The organism is Ferrimonas sp. YIN67 (genome assembly GCF_057219095.1).
Map to the genome: position 1 here is coordinate 279544 of NZ_JBXVVJ010000001.1, position 25737 is coordinate 305280.

Annotated in this window: 21 protein-coding genes and 3 tRNA genes; 4 read left to right on the forward strand and 20 right to left on the reverse strand. The window is 56.1% G+C overall.

All coding sequences use genetic code 11. The features are described from left to right. Nucleotides 1-72: 72 nt before the first annotated feature. The 10 genes from fabV to AC2D8U_RS01115 all read right to left on the reverse strand — a co-directional run bounded on the left by fabV (nucleotide 73) and on the right by AC2D8U_RS01115 (nucleotide 10740). On the reverse strand, nucleotides 73-1272 hold the full coding sequence (fabV, locus tag AC2D8U_RS01070; RefSeq protein ID WP_484617185.1) for an enoyl-ACP reductase FabV: 1200 nt from the start codon (nucleotides 1270-1272) through the stop codon (nucleotides 73-75). Between the two features lie 255 nt (nucleotides 1273-1527). After that, nucleotides 1528-3387: a SurA N-terminal domain-containing protein gene (locus tag AC2D8U_RS01075; protein WP_484617186.1), complete on the reverse strand. Its 1860-nt coding sequence runs from the start codon at nucleotides 3385-3387 to the stop codon at nucleotides 1528-1530. A gap of 163 nt (nucleotides 3388-3550) precedes the next feature. After that, nucleotides 3551-3823, reverse strand: coding sequence for a nucleoid-associated protein HU-beta (gene hupB / locus AC2D8U_RS01080; protein ID WP_067664446.1), 273 nt, complete (start codon nucleotides 3821-3823; stop codon nucleotides 3551-3553). 278 nt (nucleotides 3824-4101) lie between these two features. Then, nucleotides 4102-6459 carry an endopeptidase La gene (lon, locus tag AC2D8U_RS01085; RefSeq protein WP_484617187.1) on the reverse strand — a complete coding sequence of 786 codons (2358 nt, stop codon included), beginning with the start codon at nucleotides 6457-6459 and terminating at the stop codon, nucleotides 4102-4104. A 337-nt stretch (nucleotides 6460-6796) separates the two neighbouring features. Next, nucleotides 6797-8074: an ATP-dependent protease ATP-binding subunit ClpX gene (clpX, locus tag AC2D8U_RS01090; RefSeq protein ID WP_484617188.1), complete on the reverse strand. Its 1278-nt coding sequence runs from the start codon at nucleotides 8072-8074 to the stop codon at nucleotides 6797-6799. Between the two features lie 67 nt (nucleotides 8075-8141). Next, nucleotides 8142-8759 (reverse strand): ATP-dependent Clp endopeptidase proteolytic subunit ClpP, encoded by a 618-nt coding sequence (gene clpP / locus AC2D8U_RS01095; protein ID WP_484617189.1) that lies wholly within the window; start codon nucleotides 8757-8759, stop codon nucleotides 8142-8144. Nucleotides 8760-8857: 98 nt separating this feature from the next. Further along, nucleotides 8858-10159 carry a trigger factor gene (gene tig / locus AC2D8U_RS01100; RefSeq protein ID WP_484617190.1) on the reverse strand — a complete coding sequence of 434 codons (1302 nt, stop codon included), beginning with the start codon at nucleotides 10157-10159 and terminating at the stop codon, nucleotides 8858-8860. A gap of 246 nt (nucleotides 10160-10405) precedes the next feature. Further along, nucleotides 10406-10481: transfer RNA gene (locus AC2D8U_RS01105), tRNA-His, on the reverse strand. 10 nt (nucleotides 10482-10491) lie between these two features. Continuing rightward, a tRNA-Arg gene (locus tag AC2D8U_RS01110) sits at nucleotides 10492-10568 on the reverse strand. A 95-nt stretch (nucleotides 10569-10663) separates the two neighbouring features. Beyond that, a tRNA-Pro gene (locus AC2D8U_RS01115) sits at nucleotides 10664-10740 on the reverse strand. Nucleotides 10741-11046: 306 nt separating this feature from the next. Between AC2D8U_RS01115 and folD the strand changes: the two genes are divergently transcribed. Then, a complete protein-coding gene (gene folD / locus AC2D8U_RS01120) occupies nucleotides 11047-11946 on the forward strand; it encodes a bifunctional methylenetetrahydrofolate dehydrogenase/methenyltetrahydrofolate cyclohydrolase FolD (RefSeq protein WP_484617191.1) in 900 nt (299 codons plus the stop codon). Nucleotides 11947-12017: 71 nt separating this feature from the next. On the opposite strand, the gene cysS is transcribed toward folD, so the two are convergent. Further along, the gene (cysS, locus tag AC2D8U_RS01125; RefSeq protein ID WP_484617192.1) at nucleotides 12018-13403 is read right to left on the reverse strand and encodes a cysteine--tRNA ligase; all 1386 of its coding nucleotides are present in this window, start codon (nucleotides 13401-13403) and stop codon (nucleotides 12018-12020) included. Nucleotides 13404-13543: 140 nt separating this feature from the next. On the opposite strand from cysS, the gene AC2D8U_RS01130 reads away from it, so the two are divergent. From AC2D8U_RS01130 to AC2D8U_RS01140, 3 genes are all read left to right on the forward strand, one after another. After that, a complete protein-coding gene (locus tag AC2D8U_RS01130) occupies nucleotides 13544-14038 on the forward strand; it encodes a peptidylprolyl isomerase (RefSeq protein WP_484617193.1) in 495 nt (164 codons plus the stop codon). Further along, nucleotides 14028-14786, forward strand: a complete 759-nt coding sequence (locus tag AC2D8U_RS01135) for a UDP-2,3-diacylglucosamine diphosphatase (protein WP_484617194.1) — start codon at nucleotides 14028-14030, stop codon at nucleotides 14784-14786. The genes AC2D8U_RS01130 and AC2D8U_RS01135 overlap by 11 nt, the downstream gene beginning before the upstream one ends. Before the next feature lie 349 nt (nucleotides 14787-15135). Next, the gene (locus AC2D8U_RS01140) at nucleotides 15136-15735 is read left to right on the forward strand and encodes a Yip1 family protein (protein WP_484617195.1); all 600 of its coding nucleotides are present in this window, start codon (nucleotides 15136-15138) and stop codon (nucleotides 15733-15735) included. Between the two features lie 68 nt (nucleotides 15736-15803). On the opposite strand, the gene purF is transcribed toward AC2D8U_RS01140, so the two are convergent. The 9 genes from purF to AC2D8U_RS01185 all read right to left on the reverse strand — a co-directional run bounded on the left by purF (nucleotide 15804) and on the right by AC2D8U_RS01185 (nucleotide 25573). Continuing rightward, nucleotides 15804-17318 carry an amidophosphoribosyltransferase gene (gene purF / locus AC2D8U_RS01145; RefSeq protein ID WP_484617196.1) on the reverse strand — a complete coding sequence of 505 codons (1515 nt, stop codon included), beginning with the start codon at nucleotides 17316-17318 and terminating at the stop codon, nucleotides 15804-15806. A gap of 29 nt (nucleotides 17319-17347) precedes the next feature. After that, entirely contained in the window at nucleotides 17348-17845 is a 498-nt protein-coding gene (locus tag AC2D8U_RS01150; RefSeq protein WP_484617197.1) for a CvpA family protein, read from the reverse strand. Nucleotides 17846-18020: 175 nt separating this feature from the next. Beyond that, nucleotides 18021-18593 carry an SPOR domain-containing protein gene (locus AC2D8U_RS01155; RefSeq protein ID WP_484617198.1) on the reverse strand — a complete coding sequence of 191 codons (573 nt, stop codon included), beginning with the start codon at nucleotides 18591-18593 and terminating at the stop codon, nucleotides 18021-18023. Nucleotides 18594-18595: 2 nt separating this feature from the next. Beyond that, nucleotides 18596-19846: a bifunctional tetrahydrofolate synthase/dihydrofolate synthase gene (gene folC, locus AC2D8U_RS01160; RefSeq protein ID WP_484617199.1), complete on the reverse strand. Its 1251-nt coding sequence runs from the start codon at nucleotides 19844-19846 to the stop codon at nucleotides 18596-18598. Then, the gene (accD, locus tag AC2D8U_RS01165) at nucleotides 19843-20733 is read right to left on the reverse strand and encodes an acetyl-CoA carboxylase, carboxyltransferase subunit beta (protein WP_484617200.1); all 891 of its coding nucleotides are present in this window, start codon (nucleotides 20731-20733) and stop codon (nucleotides 19843-19845) included. Before accD ends, folC begins: the two co-directional genes overlap by 4 nt. A 227-nt stretch (nucleotides 20734-20960) precedes the next feature. Next, the gene (gene truA / locus AC2D8U_RS01170) at nucleotides 20961-21758 is read right to left on the reverse strand and encodes a tRNA pseudouridine(38-40) synthase TruA (RefSeq protein WP_484617201.1); all 798 of its coding nucleotides are present in this window, start codon (nucleotides 21756-21758) and stop codon (nucleotides 20961-20963) included. 85 nt (nucleotides 21759-21843) lie between these two features. After that, the gene (locus tag AC2D8U_RS01175; protein WP_484617202.1) at nucleotides 21844-23370 is read right to left on the reverse strand and encodes a FimV/HubP family polar landmark protein; all 1527 of its coding nucleotides are present in this window, start codon (nucleotides 23368-23370) and stop codon (nucleotides 21844-21846) included. 63 nt (nucleotides 23371-23433) lie between these two features. Next, entirely contained in the window at nucleotides 23434-24444 is a 1011-nt protein-coding gene (locus AC2D8U_RS01180; RefSeq protein WP_484617203.1) for an aspartate-semialdehyde dehydrogenase, read from the reverse strand. Continuing rightward, the gene (locus tag AC2D8U_RS01185) at nucleotides 24434-25573 is read right to left on the reverse strand and encodes a 4-phosphoerythronate dehydrogenase (RefSeq protein ID WP_484617204.1); all 1140 of its coding nucleotides are present in this window, start codon (nucleotides 25571-25573) and stop codon (nucleotides 24434-24436) included. The genes AC2D8U_RS01180 and AC2D8U_RS01185 overlap by 11 nt, the downstream gene beginning before the upstream one ends. Between the last annotated feature and the right edge of the window lie 164 nt (nucleotides 25574-25737).

The following is a 25737-nucleotide window of genomic DNA, read 5'->3' on the forward strand; positions in this document are numbered from 1 at the left end:
TCAAAAAGAGCCGCTTGCCATTAGGGCGAGCGGCTCTTTTATTATGCTTTAAAGCGGTGAGTGCTTTTCCGCTTACAGGGTTATCACCTCAAAGGGCACCAGAGGATCAACATCGGCGTCGTAATCGATTCCATCCAGGCCAAAGCCGAACAGGCTCAAAAACTCGGCTTTGTACTCATTGTAATCGGCCAGCTCGGCCAGGTTTTCGTTGGTCAACTTGGGCCACAGATCCTGACAGTGCTGCTGGATATCTTCACGCAGCTCCCAATCATCCAGACGCAAGCGGTTATCCTCGTCGGTCGGGATGGTGCCGTCGGCACGGCACAGGCGATCGGTCAGCATACGCCATACCTGCTCGATACAGCCTTCGTGAACGCCCTCTTCGCGCATCTTCTTAAACACCATGGCGATGTACAGAGGCATCACAGGGATCGCAGAAGAAGCCTGAGTCACCACACTCTTGAGCACGGCCACATTGGCGCCGCCGCCGATGGCCGCGAGCTTGTTGTTCAGCGCATCGGAAGCACGATCCAGATCCTTTTTCGCTTCCCCCAGGGCACCGTGCCAGTAGATGGGCCAGGTGATCTCCGTGCCAATGTAGCTGTACGCCATGGTACGGCAACCTTCGGCCAGGACACCGGCGTCGGCCAGGGCATTGATCCACAGCTCCCAATCCTGTCCACCCATCACGGTCACAGTATCTGCGACCTCCTGCTCGGTCGCCGGCTCAATGCTGGCTTCGAACAGGGTGTCCTTGTTGGTGTCCACGGCGGTGGCCGTGTAGGTCTGTCCCATCGGCTTGAGGCAGGAGCGCACCAGCTCACCGGTATCAGGCAGTTTGCGCACCGGCGAGGCCAGGGAGTAAACCACCATATCCACCTGACCCAGATCTTCTTTGATCAGCTCGATGGCTTTCTGTTTGGCCTCATGGGAGAAGGCATCGCCATTGATGCTCTTAGCGTAGCGGCCCGCTTCATGGGCGGCCTTGTCGAAGGCCGCGGCATTGTACCAGCCAGCAGTCCCTGGCTTCTTCTCTGTCGCAGGCTTTTCGAAAAATACGCCGATGGTAGCGGCATCACAGCCAAAAGCAGCGGAGATCCGAGAAGCCAGTCCATAACCACTGGAGGAGCCGACCACCAATACGCGTTTGGGGCCATTTTCCAGCTTGGGCTGGGACTGAACATAGGCGATCTGATCGCGGACGTTCTTCTCACACCCTACTGGATGGGTGGTTGTACAGATAAAGCCGCGAATTTTCGGTTTGATAATCATCGATATTTCCCTAAACGCCGATGCGGGTGGGGCTCATTGAGCCACCCGCATCCTGACAAAATTTGGCTGCTGGCAAGGTTAACCCAAACCCCCGGGATCAATAAACCTAAGTTGGGCTGATCAGACCAATCCCGACGGCTTCCCGTAGCCAATGGCGGCAAACATCCCTTCGATGGCGTTTATCTCATATCACGGTGGCCGGAGACAAAAAAGGCGGCCCGGGGGCCGCCTTTGTGTTCTCTGGGATAACGTGGCTTATTGCGCCGCGCCGCCCTGATAGAGAATGCTCGCTTCGGCGCGCAGACTTTCGATCAAAGCCTGGTAGCCCGCTTCGCTCAACTGCTGAGCCAGACGCCCTTCCAGCATGGCTTCACCTTCGATCTCTGCTGGTACGTTGACCCCATCCAGGGCAATAAGGGCGATGTCACCGCTTGGCAGACGCAAAGAGTCGATGGCCGCACCGGACTCTGGCAGCACCATCTTGAAGGCGTGCTGCACCAGGGCAGGATCCAACTCGGCGCTCCCAAAGCGGTTAACACCGGCTTGTGCAACCACACCCGCAGGCTCGGTACCGCTGCGCCAATCGGCCAACAGGGTCTCCGCCTGCAGCAGTGCCTGCTCGGAAGCCTTATCCGTGCGTAAACGCTGCTCAATCTGAACCTTCACATCATCAAATGCCAGGGTCCCTTGTGCCACATGCTCGGTGACCCGCAGTACCAGCATATGACCGGTTTCGATCTCAATCAGATCAGAGTTCATCTGGTCCAGCAACACGCTGTCGGAGAACGCAGCAGCCAGAGCGCGAGGATGACTCAGCGGCATCGGTGCGGCTGTGCGCTCGAACAGTTCGGTGGTTTTCACCACTCCACCTACCGCCTCGGCAGCTTCTACCAAAGAGTCAGGTACTTCGAAGCTTACGTCAGCCAGAGTCTGCTGCAGCGCATAGAACTCGCGCTGGGCCTTATCGGCCTGCAAGGTCTCGACGATGCTCCCTTTCACCTCATCAAAAGGACGGGTGGTGCGGGCTTCGATCGCCTTGGCCTGAACGATTTGGAAGCCGAAGTCGGTCTCCAGAACGTCGGAAACATCCCCTTCAGCCAAGGCAAACAACGCACTGTCGAATACCTCACCCATGGTGCCAGGAGTCATCCAGTCCAGCTCACCACCATTGTCGGCAGTAAAGCTGTCATCGGACGCATCCTTGGCCACGGCAGCAAAGGCTTCTCCGCCACGGACTCGGGCCAGGGCGCTCTGAGCACGCTCCTGAGCATCATCACCGTCAAACAGCATGTGAGCGGCCAGTCGGCGCTCTGGCTGAGTAAAGAGGGCAGATTGAGCATCGTAGTAAGCCTGAGCTTCGTCATCGGCCACGTCGAAGTCAGCGGCCATGTTTGCCACGTTCAGCTCCACGTATTCGACCTTGATCTGTTCAGCCTGAACAAACTGCAGCGGGTTGTTGTCGTAGTAGGCGCGAACTTCGTCGGCCTCAATTACCACGCCATCAACAAAATCAGCGGCATTCACCAGGGTGTAACGAAGATCACGGGTCTGCTGCTGAAGCTGACCCAGGGCAAAGACTTCGGCTTGAGTGGTGAACTCACTGCCCAGCAGGCCGACCATCAACTGTTGACGTGCCAGATCTTGACGCAGGATGTCACGCAAGCGCAATCCCGTCAGGCCGCTTTGACGCAGCACAGCCTGGTAGCGTTCGTTGTCGAAACGTCCGTCAACCTGAAACTCAGGCATGGTGACGATGGCCTGCTGGATCTGCGCATCGGAAACGCGCAGCCCCATGGCCTCTACTTTCTGATCAATCAGACGCTCGGCGATCAGGCGGTCCAGAACACTTTGGCGCAGGCCCGCCAAGTAATTCGGATCGGCAGCCAGGCTGTCGAACATGTCACCTAGCTGATTGCGCATACGCGCCTGCTCGTTCTGAAACGCTTGGTCCAGATCGTAGCGGCTGATCTCCTCGCCATTCACCTCAGCGGCCAACTGCTCTGTGTTGCTGCCCAGATAGCTGTACACACCGGTCAGCGCGAAGGACAAGATCACTAAAATCAGAATGATCTTGGCAATCGGCCCCTGGGAGCCTTCACGGATCTTTTCTAACATCAACCTTCTCTATTTTCGGTATCGGTATTAATGGATTCGGATAGTAACAAAAAAAGCGCACCGTAACAGGGTGCGCTTCATAAGTTCTGACTCAGGCCAGTAAGGACAGCGCCAAAACAACAATGCTCAAGCCTTGGCTTGAGCATTGTGACATAAACTTTGCTTAGTTTACGGCGTCTTTCAGCGCTTTACCGGCCTTGAAGGCAGGGATCTTGGCTGCAGCAATCTTGATCTCTTTACCGGTTTGCGGGTTGCGGCCAGTACGCTCAGCACGCTCACGCACTTCGAAAGTACCGAAACCAACCAGAGAGATCTTATCACCGTTTTTCAGAGACTCGGTGATGGAATCGATAAAAGAGTCCAGAGCACGACCAGCGGCCGCTTTGGAAATATCAGCACCGGAAGCAATTTGATCGATCAGTTGAGATTTGTTCATTTCATCCCCTTGAATTCTATTTTACGCACCGCCGCGAAATCCTTATGGTGCGCGGTCTGCGAAGGTTTTATAACAAGCCTGAAATTGAAGTTCAAGCACCTTGCTAGCGGCAAAGTCCATTTATCGGATACGGCTCAAACCCAGTCCTGTTGCGGTCTGCAGCAGAGTCTGAGTCTGTTCAGTTGTCTACACTACCATGTATTTTCGCGTTGAAAACCCCTTTTTCGCACGGTTTTCCGAAAAAAACGCCCTGATGGGCGCTTTATATCGATAACAGGTTAAGTTTTGTCTCCTACCCGTTCAAAACCTGACGGGGGCTGTTCCAGAGCACCTTCCAAAACATCGTCAATCCAGCGCACAGGAAGGATCTCAAGATCCGCCTTAACATTATCTGGGATCTCCTCAAGGTCGCGTTCATTCTCCTTGGGGATCAGCACACGCTTAATTCCTCCCCGGTGAGCTGCCAGCAATTTCTCCTTGAGACCGCCGATCGGCAGGACCTCCCCTCTCAGGGTGATCTCTCCGGTCATGGCCACATCGCTGCGCACGGGATTGCCGGTGAGCGAGGAGACCAGCGCTGTGCACATGGCAATACCGGCAGAGGGGCCATCCTTGGGGGTCGCCCCTTCCGGTACGTGGACATGGATATCCCGCTTCTCGTAGAAGTCGCCGTTGACCCTCAACTTATCAGCCCGCGCCCGCACCACGGTCATGGCCGCCTGGATCGACTCCTGCATCACGTCACCCAGAGAGCCGGTATAGGTCAGCTTCCCCTTACCCGGAACCGAGGTCGTCTCGATGGTTAGCAGATCGCCACCCACTTCGGTCCAGGCCAAGCCCGTCACCTGGCCAATGCGGTTGCTCTCTTCCGCTTTGCCGTAATCGAAACGCTGGACGCCCAGATACTCCTTCAGGTTCTCCATATTGACCGTCACAGGCTTCTCAGCCTTACCCAGCAAGATCTGCTTAACCGCCTTGCGGCAGATCTTGGAGATCTCCCGCTCCAGGCTACGCACACCGGCTTCCCGGGTGTAATAACGGATAATGCCGATGATGGCACTGTCCTCCACCACCAGTTCATCGGTTTTTACGCCGTTACGCTTAAGCTGCTTACCCAGCAGGTGCTGCTTGGCAATGTTAAGCTTCTCATCCTCTGTATAACCGGACAGACGGATCACCTCCATCCGATCCAGCAAGGGGCCTGGAATGTTCATCGAGTTGGAGGTCGCTACGAACATCACATCGGACAGATCGTAATCCACTTCGAGGTAGTGATCGTTAAAGGCGTTGTTCTGCTCCGGATCCAGCACCTCAAGCAGGGCTGACGCGGGATCACCGCGCATATCCGAACTCATCTTGTCGATCTCATCGAGCAGGAACAGTGGGTTTTTCACCCCAACTTTGGACATCTTCTGGATCAGCTTACCCGGCATGGAGCCGATGTAGGTACGGCGGTGACCGCGGATCTCCGCTTCGTCCCGTACGCCGCCCAGCGCCATACGCACATATTTGCGCCCGGTAGCCTTGGCAATGGATTGACCTAAAGAGGTTTTCCCCACCCCCGGCGGCCCAACCAGACACAGGATCGGACCTTTCAGCTGTTTCACCCGGGCCTGGACCGCAAGGTACTCCAAGATCCGCTCTTTAACCTTCTCAAGGCCAAAGTGATCCGCATCGAGAACATTGCTGGCCACCGCCAGATCCTTCTTCACCTTGGAACGCTTGGCCCAAGGCACACCGACCATCCAGTCCACATAGCTACGTACGACCGTAGCTTCGGCGGACATGGGGGACATCATCTTCAGCTTGTTCAGCTCTGCAGAGGCTTTCTCTTTGGCCTCCGTCGGCATCTTGGCCTCTTCGATCTTGATGGCCAAGGCTTCGAACTCATCTGGCGCATCATCCAGCTCACCCAACTCTTTCTGGATCGCCTTCATCTGCTCGTTGAGATAGTACTCCCGTTGGCTCTTCTCCATCTGCTTCTTGACCCGGCCTCGGATCTTCTTTTCCACCTGTAGGATGTCGATCTCAGATTCCATGGTGGCCATCAGGTACTCAAGCCGCTCGGCCACATCGACCATCTCCATCACAGCCTGCTTGTCCGCCAACTTCAGCGGCATATGGGCAGCCATGGTGTCGGCCAAACGCGCGGCTTCATCGATGCCGTTGAGTGAGGTCAACACCTCAGGTGGGATCTTCTTATTGAGCTTGATGTAGCCTTCAAACTGGCTAATGGCAGTGCGCACCAGGATCTCTTCTTCACGCTCCGGTACATTTTGGGAGGTAAGGAATTCGGCTTCAGCGACAAAGAAAGGAGCACTCTCGGTGAATTCCGTAATGCGGGCGCGCTGACCACCCTCCACCAAAACCTTTACGGTGCCGTCTGGCAACTTGAGCAACTGCAGGATCGACGCAACGGTGCCGACATGATAGATATCATCCTCTTCCGGCTCATCCTGATCCGCCTCACGCTGAGCCACCAACAGGACCTGTTTGTCCTGTTCCATGGCTGCTTCCAGGCAGCTGATTGATTTCTCGCGTCCCACGAAAAGCGGGATCACCATGTGGGGGTAGACCACCACGTCCCTTAAGGGGAGAACGGGAATGACTACGTGATCAGATCGCTCTAGGGTCATCGCTCACTTCCATTTTGCTGCAGGATAAAAAGGGTTGTCGCCATACCGCCGGTCAATTCGAGTGCACGCAGCGTAACGGCTTTAGCGAATAGTCGTTACGTTACGCTGCGCCACTCCCGGTCTCCGGAACAAATCCGGGATGCACTGGGATCGTCAGCAGCAGCTTGGCTTAAGGACCCCCAGTCAACTTGGCATGCCCACAACGTACGGGCCGATACCAAGGCATGGTTCGGTCAGGCATACCCAGTATATGGTGGTGGATCTTGGGGATTCAATGTTACAGGCATAAAAAAGGGGCCATTTGGCCCCTTTGCAATCAATCACCTGCGCTAAACACTCAATCCGCTGATGCTGCCTGAGCATCATTGCGGTAGATCAGCAGAGGCTCGGACTCACCATTGATCACCGACTCATCGACGACAACCTTCTCGACATTATCGGTGGAGGGCAGATCATACATGGTATTGAGCAGGGTGCCTTCAACGATAGAGCGAAGACCACGAGCACCGGTCTTACGTTCCATTGCCTTACGTGCAATCGCGCGCAGGGCATCTTCACGGAACTCCAGCTCGGTCCCTTCCAGATCAAACAGGGCACCATACTGCTTGGTCAAAGCATTCTTCGGCTCCTGCAAGATCTGGATCAACGCATCTTCGTCCAACTCTCCCAGGGTCGCCACGACGGGCAGACGCCCGATGAACTCGGGGATCAGGCCATATTTAACCAGATCTTCCGGCTCAACCTGGGCGAAGGTCTCAGTCAACGATTTACCATCATCTTGGCTCCGTACCTCGGCGCCAAAACCGATCCCCGTACCAACAAAGGCACGCTGCTCGATCACCTTATCCAGGCCGGCAAAAGCGCCGCCACAGATGAACAGGATCTTAGAGGTATCGACCTGCAGAAACTCCTGCTGAGGATGCTTTCGCCCGCCCTGAGGTGGCACCGCAGCCACCGTCCCTTCTACCAGCTTCAACAGTGCCTGCTGGACCCCTTCACCGGAGACATCCCGGGTGATGGATGGGTTATCGGACTTGCGGGAGATCTTGTCGATCTCATCGATATAGACAATGCCACGCTGGGCTTTTTCCACATCATAATCGCACTTCTGCAGAAGCTTCTGGATGATGTTTTCCACATCCTCCCCCACATAACCGGCTTCGGTCAGGGTGGTCGCATCCGCCATGGTAAAGGGCACATCGAGTAAACGTGCCATGGTCTCCGCCAGCAGAGTTTTGCCCGAACCGGTCGGGCCGATCAGCAAAATATTACTCTTGCCCAACTCCACTTCCGCATTGACACCGCCGTGGCGCAAGCGCTTGTAGTGGTTATATACGGCTACGGACAGCACCTTCTTCGCCTGCTCCTGGCCGATCACATATTCGTCCAGGTGAGCGCGGATCTCATGAGGAGTGGGTAACTTGTCCGCCTGCCGTTTAGGCGTTAACTCTTTCACTTCTTCGCGGATGATGTCATTGCACAGCTCGACGCACTCATCACACACGTACACCGAAGGGCCGGCGATCAGTTTTCGCACTTCATGTTGGCTTTTGCCGCAGAAAGAGCAATACAACAGTTTGCTGTTGTCACCGTCACCCTTATGGATATCACTCATTCACTACCCCTTCAAACAGGCGCTTTACAGTCTTAATACAGTCTAAGACAGGGTACACGCTTTTGCGTTACTCGGTAACCCGCCGTGACAGAACAGAATCCACCAGGCCGTACTCCACCGAAGCGTCCGCACTCATAAAGTTATCCCGGTCAGTATCTCGCTCGATCACTTCCAACGGCTGACCCGTGTGCTCGGCCAACAGAGTATTCAACTTCTGCTTGATACCGATGATCTCCTGGGCATGGATGGCGATGTCCGACGCCTGTCCCTGGAAACCGCCCAGCGGCTGATGGATCATGACACGGGCATTGGGCAAAACATGACGCTTTCCTTTAGCCCCACCGGCCAACAAAAAGGCGCCCATACTGGCGGCTTGCCCCATACACACGGTGCTCACATCCGGCTTGATAAACTGCATGGTGTCATAAATAGACATCCCCGCAGTCACAGAGCCGCCGGGCGAGTTGATGTACAGGTAGATATCCTTATCGGGATTCTCGGATTCCAGGAACAACAACTGAGCCACCACCAAGTTCGCCATATGATCTTCTACCTGACCGGTCAAAAAGATCACACGCTCTTTAAGTAGGCGGGAGTAGATGTCGTAGGAGCGCTCGCCCTTGGCGGTCTGTTCCACAACCATAGGGACAAGGGCGTTCATGGGAGAATCTTGCAAATGCTGCATAATTTAGTCGTTTCCCTAACAAAATGGCTCGTATGAGCGTTGCCTCATACGAGCCATTATATGATTGGCCGATAAGGCCAAGTCAAATCACTTAAGACTTAGCGCTGCTGATTCATGAACTCATCAAAGTTCACAGCGTTCTCAGTAACTTTAGCCGCTGCCAGAATCGCGTCAACCGCTTGCTCTTCCAGAGCAACGTTGCGCATGTTCTGCATCATTTCCTGATTCTTGGCGTAGTAGTCTTTCACTTCCTGCGGATCTTCGTAAGCGGAGGCCATTTCGGCGATCAGCGCATCAACACGCTCATCTTCCACTTTCAGATCCTTGGATTTGATCACTTCACCCAGCAACAGGCCAACCTGGACACGACGCTTGGCTTCATCAGCAAACAGCTCGGCCGGCAGTTCTGGCATCTCGCCGCCCTGCTGGTTACCAAAACGCTGCATGGCCTGCTGACGCAACTGGTTCACTTCCTGATCGATCAGGGCAGATGGCATGTCGATGTCATTGGCCTTAACCAGACCTTCGATCACCTGATTCTTAACGGCGTTCTTCAGGGCCTGCTTGAGCTCGCGCTCCATGTTCTTGCGAACTTCGGCACGCAGGGCTTCAACGCCACCTTCGGCGATACCAAACTTAACCACAAACTCGTCGTTCAGTTCAGGCAGTACCTGCTCTTCAACGGAGTGCAGCTTGATGGCGAACGCAGCGGCTTTACCCTTAAGGTTTTCCGCGTGGTACTCTTCTGGGAAGGTCACATCAACGGTAAATTCAGCGCCGGCCTTCTGGCCCTTGATGCCCTCTTCGAAGCCCGGGATCATGCGGCCGGAACCGATCACGATCTCGAAGTTTTCAGACTTGCCGCCTTCAAACTCTTCGCCATCAATGGAGCCGGTGAAATCGATTTTCACGCGGTCATTGTCGCCAGCCTCACGCTCAACAGCAGCGAAAGTCGCGTGCTGCTTGCGCAGGGTTTCCAGCATGGTGTCAACGTTTTCGTCTGTCACTTCGCAAGTTGGTTTTTCAACTTCGATAGTGTCCAGACCTGCCAACTCAACTTCCGGGTACACTTCAAAAATTGCAGCGAACTCCAGATCTTGACCCTCTTCAGACTTCAGAGGCTCAAACTTTGGCATGCCAGCCGGGTTCAGCTTCTCATCCATCACAGCCTTAAAGAAGCTATGCTGCATAACATCACCCAACACCTGGGCACGGATGGCGGCACCGTAACGCTTTTTGAATACGGAAACCGGCACCTTGCCCGGGCGGAAGCCATCCAAACGAACACGCTTGGCTTCTTTTTTCATCTCTTCAATCACCTTCGGCTCGAACTCGGTCGCTGCCACGGTGATGGTCATGCGGCGTTCCAGGCCCTGGGTGGTTTCAACGGAAACTTGCATTTCGTTACCTCAAGTACTCGATGTTCTTTTGCATCCCGCAGGCATCGGCCCACAGGCAAAAATCCGGGCCCGATCCGAGGCAAAATCTGCCAACAATCGGGCTGGTAGGCGTCCACGCCTATAAGCTACCTAAATAAAGGACGGGCCATTATAGCGGCAGCCCAAAGCGGAGTACAGATGGGGATGTGCTCTAGAACACAAAGAAAAAGGGGAGATGCGATGCATCTCCCCTTTATCAGGAATGAGTGGGGTGGCTAACGGGACTTGAACCCGCGACAACCGGAATCACAATCCGGGACTCTACCAACTGAGCTATAGCCACCACCGAAAAATGGCACGCCCGGCAGGATTCGAACCTGCGGCCATCCGCTTAGAAGGCGGATGCTCTATCCAACTGAGCTACGGGCGCAGAGAATACGGCACAATGCGTACGTTAAGCGATTTACGACACCATCCAGTATCGTTGCTACTCTCGCTGAACAGACGCAGCAAAAATAGAAAAAGTGGTCGGTGAAGAGGGATTCGAACCCCCGACCCTCTGGTCCCAAACCAGATGCGCTACCAAGCTGCGCTATTCACCGACATAGTCTGTTGTTATCGGCCCCCAACAGGAGGGTCGCCCCCTGGTCCACTCATCCCAAACTAGGATGCGCACCAAGCTGCGCTATTCACCGACAGGCGTTGCTGAACAAATCACCTTGTCCCTGCAACGGAGGCGCATATTAGCCCCCACCCTGCCCCCCGTCAATGACTTTTTCTCTCCGTCAGGCCAACTGTACAGGCTTTACACAGCCCATCCGCTGGTGGCGTGATCTGACTCTCACCCACTGTTAGACTGCGTGCGCAATCACGCCATAAACCGCGAAAATAAAAAGAGAAGTGCTGATATGACGACAGCTCAAATCATTGATGGTAAAGCCATCGCTGCTTCACTTAGAAATGAGATCCGGGAACAGGTAAAACAACGACTCGCTCAGGGTCAACGCGCGCCAGGACTGGCCGTGATCCTCCTCGGACACGATCCAGCCTCCAGAGTCTATGTCAATAGCAAACGGCGGGCTTGTGAGGAAGTAGGGTTCCTCTCCCGAAGTTACAATCTGCCGAGCGATACGACACAACAACAGCTACTGGATCTCATCGAACAACTCAATGCAGATCCCACTGTCGACGGGATCTTGGTTCAACTCCCCCTGCCCGTTCAGATCGATTGCACAGACATTATCGAAGCGATCCGTCCCGATAAGGACGTCGACGGATTTCATCCCTACAACATAGGTCGCCTGTCCCAGCGTATACCCGTGCTACGCCCCTGTACCCCACATGGGATCATGCATCTGATCGGCACCACTGGCGTCCCCACCCAGGGCCTCCATGCAGTGATCGTCGGCGCGTCCAATATCGTCGGCCGCCCAATGACGCTCGAATTGTTGCTGCGAGGTTGTACCACCACCACCTGCCATCGGTTTACCACAGATCTGGCCCACCATGTGCGTCAGGCCGATCTGCTGATCGTCGCGGTTGGCAAGCCAAACTTCATTCCCGGCGAGTGGATCAAGCCCGGGGCGATTGTCATCGATGTTGGGATCAACCGTCAGGCAAACGGTACTCTGGTCGGAGACGTCGAGTTTGGCGTCGCCTCCGAACGCGCCGCTTACATTACCCCCGTGCCCGGCGGCGTTGGCCCGATGACGATTGCCAGTCTTCTGGAAAACACCCTATACGCCTGCAACACTTATCATGATGCCGTCGCTCCTGGCCCACACCTGAAAAGCGTCAACGCCTTGTAACCAGCAAGACAGGACAGCAGATACAAAAAGCCCGCGGATAAGGCCGCGGGCTTTCGTTGGACAGATACTGATTACTTACGACGCCAAGTGGTACCACCGGCACCGTCTTCCAGGATCACGCCCATGGCGTTGAGCGCATCGCGCGCCTCATCGGCGGCCGCCCAGTTCTTATCGGCACGGGCCTGGTTGCGCTGGGCGATCCACGCTTCGATCTGCGCCACCTCATCGTCATCACCACCGCCTTGCAGGAAGGCTTCCGGCGCTTGGCCCAGCAGACCCAGAATACTGCCCAGTTTGATCATCAAACCAGCCAGTTGCGCGGCCTGTTCAGACTCACCATCTTCCTTGGTGATGTTCAGCTCACGAGCCAGATCGAACAGCACTGGCAACGCCTCAGCGGTATTGATGTCGTCGTTCATCGCCGCATTGAAGCGCTTCACATGGTCGTTGTCCATCGCCACCTCGGCCGCTGGCGTTACGCCGCGCAAGGCGGTGTACAGACGCTCCAGAGCGGCATGGGCCTGATCGAGGTTCTCGGTCGAATAGTTCAACTGGCTGCGATAGTGGCTGGACAGCAAGAAGTAACGCACCGACTCCGCCTGGTAAACCTTGAGTACTTCACGGATGGTGAAGAAGTTGCCCAGAGATTTGGACATCTTCTCTTTGTTCACCTGCACCATACCTGAGTGCATCCAGTAGTTGACGTAGTTATTGGAATTCGCACAGCAGCTCTGGGCGACTTCGTTCTCATGGTGCGGGAAGGTCAAATCGCTGCCGCCACCATGGATATCGAACACTTCACCCAGATGCTTGTTGCTCATCGCAGAACACTCGATGTGCCAGCCTGGACGGCCTTCACCCCACGGTGACGCCCAGCTTGGCTCACCCGGCTTAGCACTCTTCCACAGGGCAAAGTCCATCGGGTTGCGCTTGGACTCGTCCACTTCAACACGAGCGCCAGATTGCAGTTGATCGAGATCTTGGCGGGACAGCTTGCCGTAGTCGGCAAAGGTCTTTACCTCGAACCAGACATCACCGGCTTCGGTGGCATAGGCATGGCCCTTCTCCACCAGCTTGGCAATGATATCGATGATCTCATCCATGTGTCCGCTGACCGTGGGCTCGATATCGGGACGCAACAGACCCAGGGCATCAAAGTCCTCATGCATCAAGGCCACATTGCGCGCCACCAGCTCCTGCCAGCTTTCGCCATTATCGTTGGCCCGGTTGATGATCTTGTCTTCTACGTCGGTGATGTTGCGCACATAAGTAACGTCCATCCCCTGGCTACGCAGGAAACGTACCACGGTATCAAAGGCAACATAGGTCCGAGCATGACCAATATGACAAAGATCGTAAGTGGTCACCCCGCACACATACATGCCTACTTTGCCGGGCACGATGGGTTTGAATTCCTCTTTCTGACGGGTCAGGGTGTTGTAGATCTGCAACATCATTACGCTCTTTGTTCGAGATGGTTCGGGTGAAAAGTCGAAAGGCGCTATTCTAGCATGACCAGGCGCCGATCCGAGCGCTTTTTCCACGCCCGCCATTAAGGTAGGATCCCCCGTAGCAATCCAACAAGAGACTGACCACTATGGTAACTTTGCACACCAACTTCGGCGACATCACACTGGCACTGAATGCCGAGAAGGCCCCTATCACCGTCGAGAACTTCCTCAAGTACGCAAAAGAGGGCTTCTACAACGGTACCATCTTCCACCGAGTGATCGACGGTTTCATGGTGCAAGGCGGCGGCTTCGATGAAATGATGCAGCAAAAAGAGAATGGCGGCGGCATTCAAAACGAAGCCAGCAACGGCCTGTCCAACAAGACCGGTACCATTGCCATGGCTCGTACGCCGGATCCACACTCCGCCACCGCACAGTTCTTCATCAATGTTAACGACAACACCTTCCTGGACTTCAAAAATGAGTCCATGCAGGGCTGGGGATACTGTGTCTTTGGTGAAGTCACTGAAGGCATGGACGTGGTAAACAAAATCAAAGGCGTTGCTACCGGCAACCGCGGCATGCACCAGGACGTTCCTCTGGAGTCCGTGATCATCGAGAGCGTAACCGTTGCAGAATAATCCTGCCAACCATGCTCCGGGGGCCGCAGCACGCGGCCCCCGTACCTTAGTGATCGGTGATCTTCACCTGTGTCCCAGCCGTCCTGATATCACCGCCGCATTCCGCCGTTTTGTCCAAACCCAACTGGTCGGCGCCGATGCGCTCTATATCGTCGGCGATCTGTTCGAGTTCTGGATCGGGGATGACGATATCAACGCGTTTACCGACGAGGTCGCCGAACTGCTTCAGGCCGCCAGTGAGCAGCTGCCCGTCTATTTTACTCAGGGAAACCGTGACTTTGCTCTGGGACAGGCCTTTGCCCGGCGAACCGGCATGATCCTGCTGCCGGATGTCGCCTGTGTCGAACTATACGGAGAAACCACGCTGATCCTGCATGGTGACAGCCTGTGTACCGATGACATCGAATACCAGAAATTCCGGCGACTGCGCTGCAAGCCCTGGTTTATGGGGGTGACGCTAGCCCTGCCACTGAAGCTTCGCCGATACCTGTCCGATCGTGGCCGGGCCAAGTCGAAGAACAAGGCGGCCCAGCAGGACTACAAACCCGTAGATGTCACCGCAAGTGCGGTACAGGCACTGATGGCAGAACACGGCGCCACCCGCATGATCCACGGTCACACGCACCGACCAGCCATCCATGAGTTGGGCGAGGGTAAACGTCGCCTGGTTGTCGGCGACTGGTATAGCCAAGACAGTGTCCTGGAGTTGACCCCGGAAAAGGCCATCCTGCACAGTCAGCCGCTCTAGAGCGCTCCCCAAGCCACAGCGACACTGTGCCTTACACAGGCGTCATGTGGCTTCCTCACCATCACGTGAAACTGCTGTTGCCCCTGACACAGAGTTTGAGAGGCATAGAAACAGTATCTGATCTCATCGCTCCTCACAGGAACACCCCCGCTTTCCAACGCCTCGCAATCCACACCCTGGGCTCCTTTCCTCAAGCAAGCCACGCACAAATGGCTTGACTCCGCCGTTACATTCACCAATAACTAGAACTGGGCGCCGGCTGAATTGGCCTCGTCTTTCCAAACCCGTAGTAGTTGTAGTGTCTGTGGTAATGACACTAAAGAGCGTGACCAACAAAAGGACTATAACTATGATATTGAACCACTTGTGGGGATTGTATGCCCATCCGCGGCAGGAATGGAAATCGATCGAAAACAGCCATGAAGGCGTCTCATCAAGCCTGATCCACATTCTGGTGATCGCCCTGATTCCAGCCATCTGCGGTTACTTTGCCGCAGCCCATATCGGCTGGGACATCGGAGCAGGCGATCCCATCTACTTGACCCAAAGCAGTGCACTGAAGATGACCGGCGCCATGTATCTTGCACTGATCGCCGGGGTCTTCGCACTGGCCTATTTGGCCCACTGGATGGCGAAAACCTTTGGTGCGCACCCCGACTTTTCCCAGGCTCTGGAGTTGGCCGCCTATACTGCCACACCGGTCTTTATGGTGGGATTCGCTACCCTCTACCCTGCCCTGTGGTTCGTGATGATAGCCGGCCTCGCCGGGATCACCTACTCCGTCTATCTGCTCTACTCCGGGGTCCCCATACTGATGAACATTCCCGAAGAGCGTGGCTTTATCTATGCCAGCTCCCTCGTTACCTGCGGCCTGGTGCTGCTGGTCGGGATCATGGCTGCTTCGGTGATCCTCTGGAGCTACGGCATCGGTCCAGCCTACGTCAGTTAGCACGCCAGAAAGACAAAAACGCCGCTTACGGCAGACCGTAAGCGGCGTTTCTCTATCTGCCTTCCTGATCAGGAATGACAGACGTTGTGGATCTCCAGGTTTGTGCTCTGCTCTGCAGCGTTACCGGTTTTCGCATCATCGTTACGGCTCGCATTGAGTCGATCCAGGTAGGCCTGATCAACATCACCCGTGACATAGCTGCCGGTGAAGACGGACGTCTCAAAGTGACCTATGGTCGGGTTTCCCTCCCTCACTGCAGCCTCTAGATCGGCAATATCCTGGTAGATCAGGCCATCGGCACCGATCTCCGAGCGGATCTCATCCACTTCACGGCCATAGGCGATCAGCTCCTCGGAGCTGGGCATATCAATCCCATACACGTTGGGGAAGCGGATCTCCGGAGCGGCGGAAGCAAAGTACACCTTGTTGGCTCCGGCTTCACGGGCCATTTCGATGATCTGCTCAGAAGTCGTACCACGCACGATGGAGTCATCCACCAGGAGTACATTCTTACCCTTGAACTCCTGGCTGATGGGGTTGAGCTTACGGCGCACCGACTTCTTGCGCTGGATCTGACCCGGCATGATGAAGGTTCGGCCAATATAGCGGTTCTTCACGAAGCCCTGGCGGTAGGGCAACTTCAGCTCATGAGCGATCTGCAGCGCGATATCGCAGGAGGTCTCGGGGATCGGGATCACCACGTCGATATCATGGTCCTTCCATTCCCGAGCGATCTTGGCGCCCAATTTGGTGCCCATGTTCACCCGGCTACCATAAACGGAGATCCCGTCGATGGTGGAGTCGGGCCGGGCAAAATAGACGTATTCAAAGATACAGGGCACATGCTGGGGGTTTTCGGCACACTGACGCGTGTGCAGGTTACCGGCAAAATCAACGAAGATCGCCTCACCCGGCGCGACATCACGCAGCGTTTCAAAACCGGACGCATCCAGAGACACGGACTCGGATGCCACCATGTATTCGGTACCCCGCTCCGTTTCCTTCCTGCCCAGCACCAGCGGACGGATCCCGAAAGGATCACGAAATGCCACCATGCCAACGCCGATGATCAAGGCCACCGCCGCGTAGGCGCCACGGACCTGGCGATGAAGTTGGCTCACCGCATCGAAAACGGCATCTGCACTGGGCTGAAGCGAGTCGGACTTTTGCAACTCGTGCGCCAGCACATTCAGCATCAACTCGGAGTCTGATCCCGTGTTGATATGACGGCGCATCACCGCCATCGCTTCCACCAACTCATCGTAGTTGGTCAGGTTGCCGTTGTGGGCCAGGGTGATCCCAAACGGTGAATTCACATAAAAGGGCTGGGCTTCCGAGGAGCTGGAACTTCCGGCGGTAGGATAACGCACATGGCCGATACCGGTGTTCCCCTGCAGGCGGTGCATATGCTTGATCTCAAATACATCCTTTACCAAGCCGTTGGCTTTGCGCAGGCGAAAAGCCTGGCCGTCAACGGTGCAGATCCCGGCAGCATCCTGGCCACGGTGTTGCAATACGGTCAAAGCATCATAAATCAGCTGGTTGACCGGGGAATGGCCGACAATCCCGACAATACCACACATGTTCGAGTTTCCTCACAAAGGTCGATGTTCTATAGGGTCTTATAATTTTTCAGGAAGCTGGACGACTGTTCGATGTGATCGAAAAACCATTGGATCACAATGCCAAACTCTGGGATCAACATCGACTGCTTCCACCACAGGGCTTCGGAGGCCGTGGTAAAGCTGTCGAGGAAGAAGAGTACGGCACTGATCACCAGGACTCCCCGCAAGGCACCAAAGCACGCGCCAAGGACACGATCGGTACCGCTGAGGCCGGTTTTATCCACCAACTGACCAACCAGATAGTTGATCAGAGTGCCCAAAACCAGGGTCGAAATGAACAAAATGGCTACCGCCGCTCCTTTTTTGAGCATTGGATCGCTGATCTGGGTGAGATACACCGCCAGATCCTCGTAAAACCGACTGGCAATCACGAACGCTGCAATCCAGACCACCAGAGACATCGCTTCACGGGCAAAACCCCGTATCAAGCTGATCACCACCGATAGGCCAATCACAGCCAAGATTGCATAATCGATCCATACCATGTCCGTCACGCTTCCTTTTTATCAGGTTATTTTTGGGCGGCGATCTTACCAGAGCCGTGCCAAATTCACACGGGCGATCACCCTCCACAATGGCAATTTCGTGAGCCTCTCTTCAACGAGACAGGCAGAGTCACCCGCTTGACGGCTACAAAAAAGCCCGCAACTGCGGGCTTTTTCAGATCTTCAGCGGATCATAACGCACCAACTGGGTCTCCAGTGCATGCTTCTGTGCCAGCTCCTGCTGCAGGTTTTCGATCCGTTTACGATCAATTTCCGGCCCGACAAACACCAGGGTCAGTTGCCCTTCAACGGGATTGGCAGGCACCGTATAAGCCGGATAGCCCTGCTTACGCAGCTCGGACACCAGGCGGGCGACGTTAGCCGCATTACGGAAACTGCCCAATCGTATTGTCCATCCCCCCTTGCTGGTCGCAGCGGGCGTAGATGGCGGAACCGACTCGGACGCTGGGACACTTACAGTCGGTTTAGGGTCGGCGGTTTGCACCGCCTCAGACACTGCTACCTGAGGCGACTCCAGCGCTGGACGCTGCGACGCGGGCAACTCGGCCACCGGCTCGTAGGCCTCTTCGGCCACCTGAACCGACGCCAACTCCGGCCGCAATGGGATCGTGGCAAACTGCTCCTCCACCCGAGTTTTCTCGCCATTGAGCAGATCCGGCAGGAACAGTATGCCCAGTGCCAACAGGACAACGGTCCCGACTAACCGGTTATGCAAAGGTTTCGCCACGCTCAACTCCTCTTTCGCCAAAAGGCCTTAGCCTCGGCCACAGTGTAAAAGGAGCCAAACAGGATCACCAGATCGGCATCTCCGGCCTGTGATAACGCCACGGACAAAGCCTGATCCACACTGCTAAAGCACTCTGCCTCATCAAGACAGGCGCGCAACGTTTCCGCCTTGGCCCCTCGTGGACAGGACAGGTCTGCCAAGTACCAGCGCAGTGGCAGATCGTCAAACTGGGCCAGAGTGGCCCCAATCTCTTTATCCGCCAACATGGCACAGACCGCATGGATCCGGGAATGCGTCTGCTGACGCAACCATTGGGCCAGGTAAGCCGCAGCCTGGGGGTTATGGGCCACATCCAGTACCAGCTCGGGCTGCTGGGCAAGTCGCTCAAGCCGTCCCGGCACTCGGACCTGGGCCAGCCCGGCACGGATAGCAGCCTCGGGCAGGCTCGGCAGCAGTTGGCTCAGGGCCTGGATCGCGGTGGCAGCGTTATCCAGGGGAATGGCCGGTAGCGGCAGATCGGATAAGATCAGGGAGTCGCTGTGATAGTGCCAAAGCTCACCTTCACGCCGAAGATCAAACTGCTCCCCTCGCTGAGAAAGGACGGCACCGATCCGCAGGGCATGCTCGGCGACCGAGGCGGGAGGATGGGGATCTCCACACACGGCCGGACGGCCAGCACGAAACACACCGGCTTTCTCATAGCCCACCTGCTCACGGTCATTGCCCAGGTAATCCTGGTGATCCAGGTCCACCGTGGTGATCATCGCCAGATCGGCATCAATCAGATTGGTGGCATCCAGTCGGCCACCGAGTCCGACCTCAAGCAGCACCACATCGGGGCGAGCACGAGCAAAGAGCCACAAAGCGCCCAAAGCCGAGTATTCGAAAAAGGTTAGGCTGGTCTCACCCTGAGCGGCAGCGATGGCAGAAAACGCCTCAACATGCGCCTGCTCATCCAGCTCATCGCCGTCGATCCGGACCCGTTCGGTATAACATTCGATGTGAGGTGAACTGAATACACCGACGGAATAACCAGCATGACGCAGGATCTGCTCCATCAAGGCACAACTGGTCCCTTTACCATTGGTGCCGGCAACGGTGATCACCAGGCTGTTGGGCAGAGCCGTCAACTGCATTTTACTGGCAACCTGGCGCAGGCGATCGAGGCCCAAATCAATTTCGCGAGGGTGTAAAGCGAGGATATGGTCCAGCCACTCCGTCAAGGAGTGGCTGTTGTCGAGCGGTGGGATCATGCAGGTTCCAGCTCGGACTCGGTCACAGTTTCCGTCGGGGTCTGGTGAGTAAACTTGGCCAGTACACGGCCCAAAGTATCCCGCATTTCACGGCGATCGACGATCATATCGATCGCGCCCTTCTCCAACAGGAACTCACTACGCTGAAAACCTTCCGGCAGTTTTTCCCGTACTGTCTGCTCAATCACTCGAGGACCGGCGAAGCCGATCAAAGCGCCGGGCTCGGCAACATTCAAATCACCCAGCATCGCCAGAGACGCCGAAACTCCGCCCATGGTGGGGTCGGTCATCACTGAGATATAAGGGATCCCACGTTCACGCATCCGCGCCAGGGCCGCCGAGGTCTTCGCCATCTGCATCAAGGAGAACAGAGCCTCCTGCATACGGGCACCGCCACTGGCCGAGAAACACACCAGTGGGATCCCCTCTTTCAGGGAAACATCCACGGCACGGACAAAGCGGGCCCCGACTACGGAAGCCATGGAACCACCCATGAAGGAGAACTCAAAGGCACAGGCCACCACGGGCATGCCCAGCAGTTCACCCCGCATCACCACCAGTGCATCCTTTTCGTCACTGGCCTTTACCGCCTGGGTGATCCGGTCTTTGTACTTCTTGGAATCGCGGAACTTGAGGATATCCTGAGGCTCCAGCTCAACACCCAGCTCCACTCGCTGCCCCTCGTCAAGGAAAGCCTCCAGGCGCGCACGGGCACTGATCCGCATGTGATTGCCACATTTAGGGCATACTTCCAAATTACGGTTCAACTCAACACCGTAAAGGATCTGGTCACACTTGCTGCATTTGCTCCAGACCCCTTCTGGTACACTGCGGCGGCGCTCAGATACCACCTTGCTCTTTGGCAGGATCTTAGTTAACCAACTCATTTGTGGTCCTGTCTCCATTTCGGCAAATTTAGTCAATTCAGTTGCCATTGGTGGGGAACATGGTGCCAACTTTCCGACAAGTTACCCCCATCGTGCAGTTTGGCGTTCCATCACCCTTTTCAGCATGGCAGCCATTAAACCACAAGGGACTTTTGGCGGCTAACGAAAACTGGTCTTACCCTCTAAGTGCGGCTATTTGCCGCCGATTATCAAGTAAATAATCAAACTCAGTCGCGTAAGGGATCCGGTAAGAACAGGGGACCGGGTGCGCTCTTGGGCAGCCCGAAATGCTCGGGGTAATCCACCTCGACCAGATAGAGGCCTTCCGCCTTGGCCGTCGCCGCCGCCAGGTTACGATCTTTCGCCTCCAAAAGCTCACTGAGCCAGGCCTTGGGTTGATTGCCCTGACCGATCTCCATCAGAGAGCCCACGATATTGCGTACCATGTGGTGCACAAAGGCATTCGCCTTGATGTCCACCACTACGTAATCGCCCTGACGGCCTACTTTCAGATGGTGCACATTGCGCCAGGGGCTATTGGACTGGCACTGAATGGCACGAAAAGAGGAGAAGTCGCGCTCACCCAATAACAGCTGACCAGCCTCATGCATCTTATCCGCATCCAGCTTCTGGTGATAATGGCTGACGCCATGGCGCAGGATCCCCGGACGTAGTCGGTGGTTGTAAATGATGTAGCGATAGCGCCGAGCAGTGGCGGAGAAACGGGCATGAAAATCTTCACTCACAGGCTTTGCCCACCGGACCGCGATGCCATCGGGCAGGTTGGTATTAACTCCGAGCGTCCAGGCCGCCGGACGACGGTCATGCTGACTATCAAAATGCACCACCTGGCCCGTACCGTGCACCCCGGCATCGGTGCGGCCCGCACAGACGACCTCTACCGGGTGATTCGCCACCTTGGACAGTGCTTCCTCCACCCGCTGCTGAACCCCGACCACTTCTCGCTGTTTTTGCCAGCCAAAATAACCGTGACCGTTGTATTCGATCCCCAATGCTATACGCATATCATGCCCTCTAGAATTTTAGGGTGCGCATTATAGCGAGCAAAAAAAACGGTGGCCAATGCCACCGTTTGTTGCGCTTAGTCGATCATAGCTGAGACAAGAGCAGATCCGCTTCACTGCGCTGATTGTCACTGCCCTCGAGACTGACCTCCTTGAGCAGCGCCTTAGCACTGTCGGTGTCCTCAATCTCGATATAGGCGCGAGCCAGGTCCAGTTTGGCGGCAATGCCGCTCTCATCCAGCGGTGCCTCAGGCATGGCGATCAGCGACTCATCGACATCCGAGATCTCCAGCTCGCCCTCTGAATTGCTCTCTTCCAGCAATTTATCGATATCGATGAAAGGCTCATCCACATCGCTACCACCTGGTGCCAGGGCGGTCTCCACTTCCATAGTGTCTGACTCGACGCTGGACAGCAATGCATCCATGTCCACCCCAGAGCCTCCCTCGAAGGACTCATCGCTCTGATCCATGGCACGGCGTGCTGGCGAGTCATCGGCCTGTGCATGGGCCGCTTGCTGAGACTCCTGCTCCTTGAGCAGCTCATCCAAAGAGAGGATCTCCTCTTCCTTCAACTCACTGTCCAATTGGATCTGACCTTCTGGCTCCCTAGGCTCTGGCACCTGATCCAGTAAACCGTTGTCTACAGGCTCCTCTACGGCCGCCTCTTCGCTCAGTACCGCATCTTCCATGATGCCCTGGGCCTGGTCCGCTTCCTCATCAGAGCGACGACGCACCAGCAGATAGAGCAAGCCCAACAGCAGTCCCACCGGCAGGACGGCAAACAGGGTCAACTTAAACGGATCCGCCAACAAATCGCTCCAAAAGGAGGAAACGGGTTCGTTGATCGGCTCATTAACCACGGGATCCACCCCGGTCGCGGGTGTCAAAGTCAGGCTGCGTTGGCGGTCGAGCTCTTGCTCGAGGGCACGATTCAGGTTTTGCTGTTCATTGAGCGCTCCCTGCACCAACCCCATCTCTTCACCCAACTGGTCAAGCTGCTGCTGCAACAGGGCGTTTTGCTCCAACATCCGAGCCATCTCATCGGCGGTAGCTGCCAACTCCTGGCGCAACGCATCCAGTTGGGCCTCATAACGGGCGGAGTTCGCTTCCAGCTCGGCAGTGTTCGTAACCACTGCAGCCGTCTCGGCGGGTCCAACCTTATCGGTAGAAGCGGTCGAGGAGGTTACCACGGGGGTACCTGCGGCGTTGAGCACCGGAGGTTGCCACTGGGCATCATGCTGGCGGGCCTGAGCACGAGCCTCGCTCTGGGGTAGAGACGCCATCACCTCCCGCGGCGGGATGGTCAGGGTCCGGTTTCGCTCCAGGGAGTTAAAATTGGAGCTGGAGAAGGCGTGAGGATTGGCATCGTAAAGCGACAGCATCACCTGATAGACGGTGATCCCATCATCGGGTCGAACCTTATTGGCGATACGCCACAGGGTATCGGTTCGGCTTGTCGGGCCATAGGTGGCCAGTGGGGTGTCTTCAACCTGCCTCACCTGGCCATCCGAGCCAGTGATATACAGGGTCTGGGCCGTTAGCGGCAGCACCAGCAGCGCACTGCCCAAGGCAGCGGCACGGCAAACGCGAGTCAGGGTGTTGTTCATCATTCCCACTTGTCATTAGTCATGGTAACAGGGAGACCGTCCCGATCTCCCATCACCGTCTTGCGGTTACAGGTAATCCTGCACCAAAAGCTCGGCAATTTGTACAGAATTCAATGCCGCCCCTTTACGGATGTTGTCAGCAACGACCCAGAGGTTCAATCCCTGTGGGTGACTGATGTCCTGACGAACGCGACCAACGAAGACGTCATCCTGGCCCTGGGCGGTACCAAATTGGGTCGGATAGTCCTCATCCAGCTCCATCAAAGTCACCCCTGGTGCCTGGGCCAACAGGGCCTTGGCTTCCCCTACGGAGGTGGGCAGGCGTGTTTCGATATGCACAGCCTCGGCATGACCATAGAACACTGGCACCCGCACGGCAGTGGCATTCACCTTGATATCGGCATCACCGAAGATCTTCTGAGTTTCCCAGACCATCTTCATCTCTTCCTTGGTGTAGCCGTTATCCATAAAGACGTCGATTTTCGGCAATACGTTAAATGCGATCTGTTGATCAAACGCCTCAGTGGTTGCAGGTTGTCCCTGCAACAATTGACTGCACTGCTTGGCCAGCTCTTCAATGGCACGCTTGCCGGCACCGGATACAGACTGGTAGGTACACACATTGATGCGCTCGATCCCGAACTGGTCGTGCAAAGGCTTGAGTGCAACCAGCATCTGAATGGTGGAACAGTTCGGGTTGGCGATAATATTGCGATTACGGAAATCCGCCAGTGCGTGGGGATTGACTTCCGGCACGACAAGGGGGATCTCCGGATCGTTACGGAAGTGAGAAGTATTGTCGATCACCACACAGCCAGCCTCGGCAGCAATGGGGGCCCACTTTTCGGAGATGCTGCCACCTGCGCTGAACAGGCCGATCTCCGCCGTACTCCAGTCAAAGCTGTCCACGTCGATGACGTCCAACTCTTCGCCCTTGAACGTCACGGTCTTACCGATGCTGTTCGCACTGGCCAGCGGATACAACTTGGCGACCGGGAAGTCCCGCTCCTCAAGGATCTCTATCATTGTCTGTCCCACCGCTCCGGTGGCACCCAATACTGCAACGTTATACGCCATGACTGCTCTTCTCTTTTACTGTTTGAAAACCTAAATCGGTCAATACTTTCGTTTGTGCCGACGATGCTGGAACCACGGGCAGGGCACTGAACTCCCGCCGGGCCAGATTGGCTTGACGACGTTGGTCAAAGCCCCCCGGCAAAGCAGCCCGGAACAAGTCATCTTCCTGCTCCAGATTGTACACCTGCTGGATCAACCCCAACAGCCCTGCATCGTTCAACTCGACCGGGGCCGGCACCGCCGCCAGGGATCGTTCACCCAGCAGCTCGTGCATGGCGGGAGTTGGTTGCCCTCCCTCAACCAGGGCACGGTGCAGCATCTGACTGCCCCGGATCTTTCCCTCCACCGAATAGCCGGCGATGTGCGCCGACGCGATCTCGGTGACCGCCACAAGCTCTGCCATGGGCGTAGGCTCATTTTCCCAAACGTCCAGGGCCAGCCGCAGATCCGGACGCTGGGCTTTCACCTGCACCAGCGCGGCATTATCAATCACCTCGCCGCGGCAGGCATTGACCAGCCAGGCCCCCGACCTGAGCCTGCCCATCCGCTTAGCATCAAGCAGTTTCAGGGTGGGATCATCACCATCGGTGATCAGCGGTACGTGAAGACTTATCACGTCACAGCGTTCGATCAGTTCATCGATGCTGTACCAGGGCCCGGGGAGCCCACGGCGCGCTTTGGGGGGATCACAACGCAAAACCGTGATCCCCAGCGCCGCCAAGCGTTTCACCACGGCACTGCCGGTATTGCCAAGCCCCACCACGCCAATGGTACGACCATCCAACGCACAGCCTTGACGCACAGCCAGGATCAACAGGGCCTGCAGCACCCATTCGCCCACGGCATCGGCATTACACCCCGGCGCATTGCTCCAGCGGATCCCGCGACGCTCCAGCTCGGTAATATCCAGATGGTCGGTGCCAATGGTGGCGGTGCCGACAAACTCTAACGCCGGGGCCGCATCCAGCAACGCCTTATCGACCTGAGTAACGGAGCGCAACAACAGGGCCTGTACTTCGGCAACGTGCTCTGGGGCGATATCACGGCCCGGCAAACGCCGGATCTCGCCAAGATCCGCAAACAGCGGATCCAGCGCAGCCATGTTCTCATCGGCAAGGATCTTCATCATCGTTTATGGGGGTTATAAAACTTCGGACAGCCAGTGTACCGGATGCAGCACAGAGGATCAGCCCGGGGCTAAAAAGAAAACCCTGAAAAACAAGACAGACTCATAGGCACCAAAGCCACCCGGCACGAAGGGGGATCCTCCTCTGTGTCCTTCAAGGCAACCTA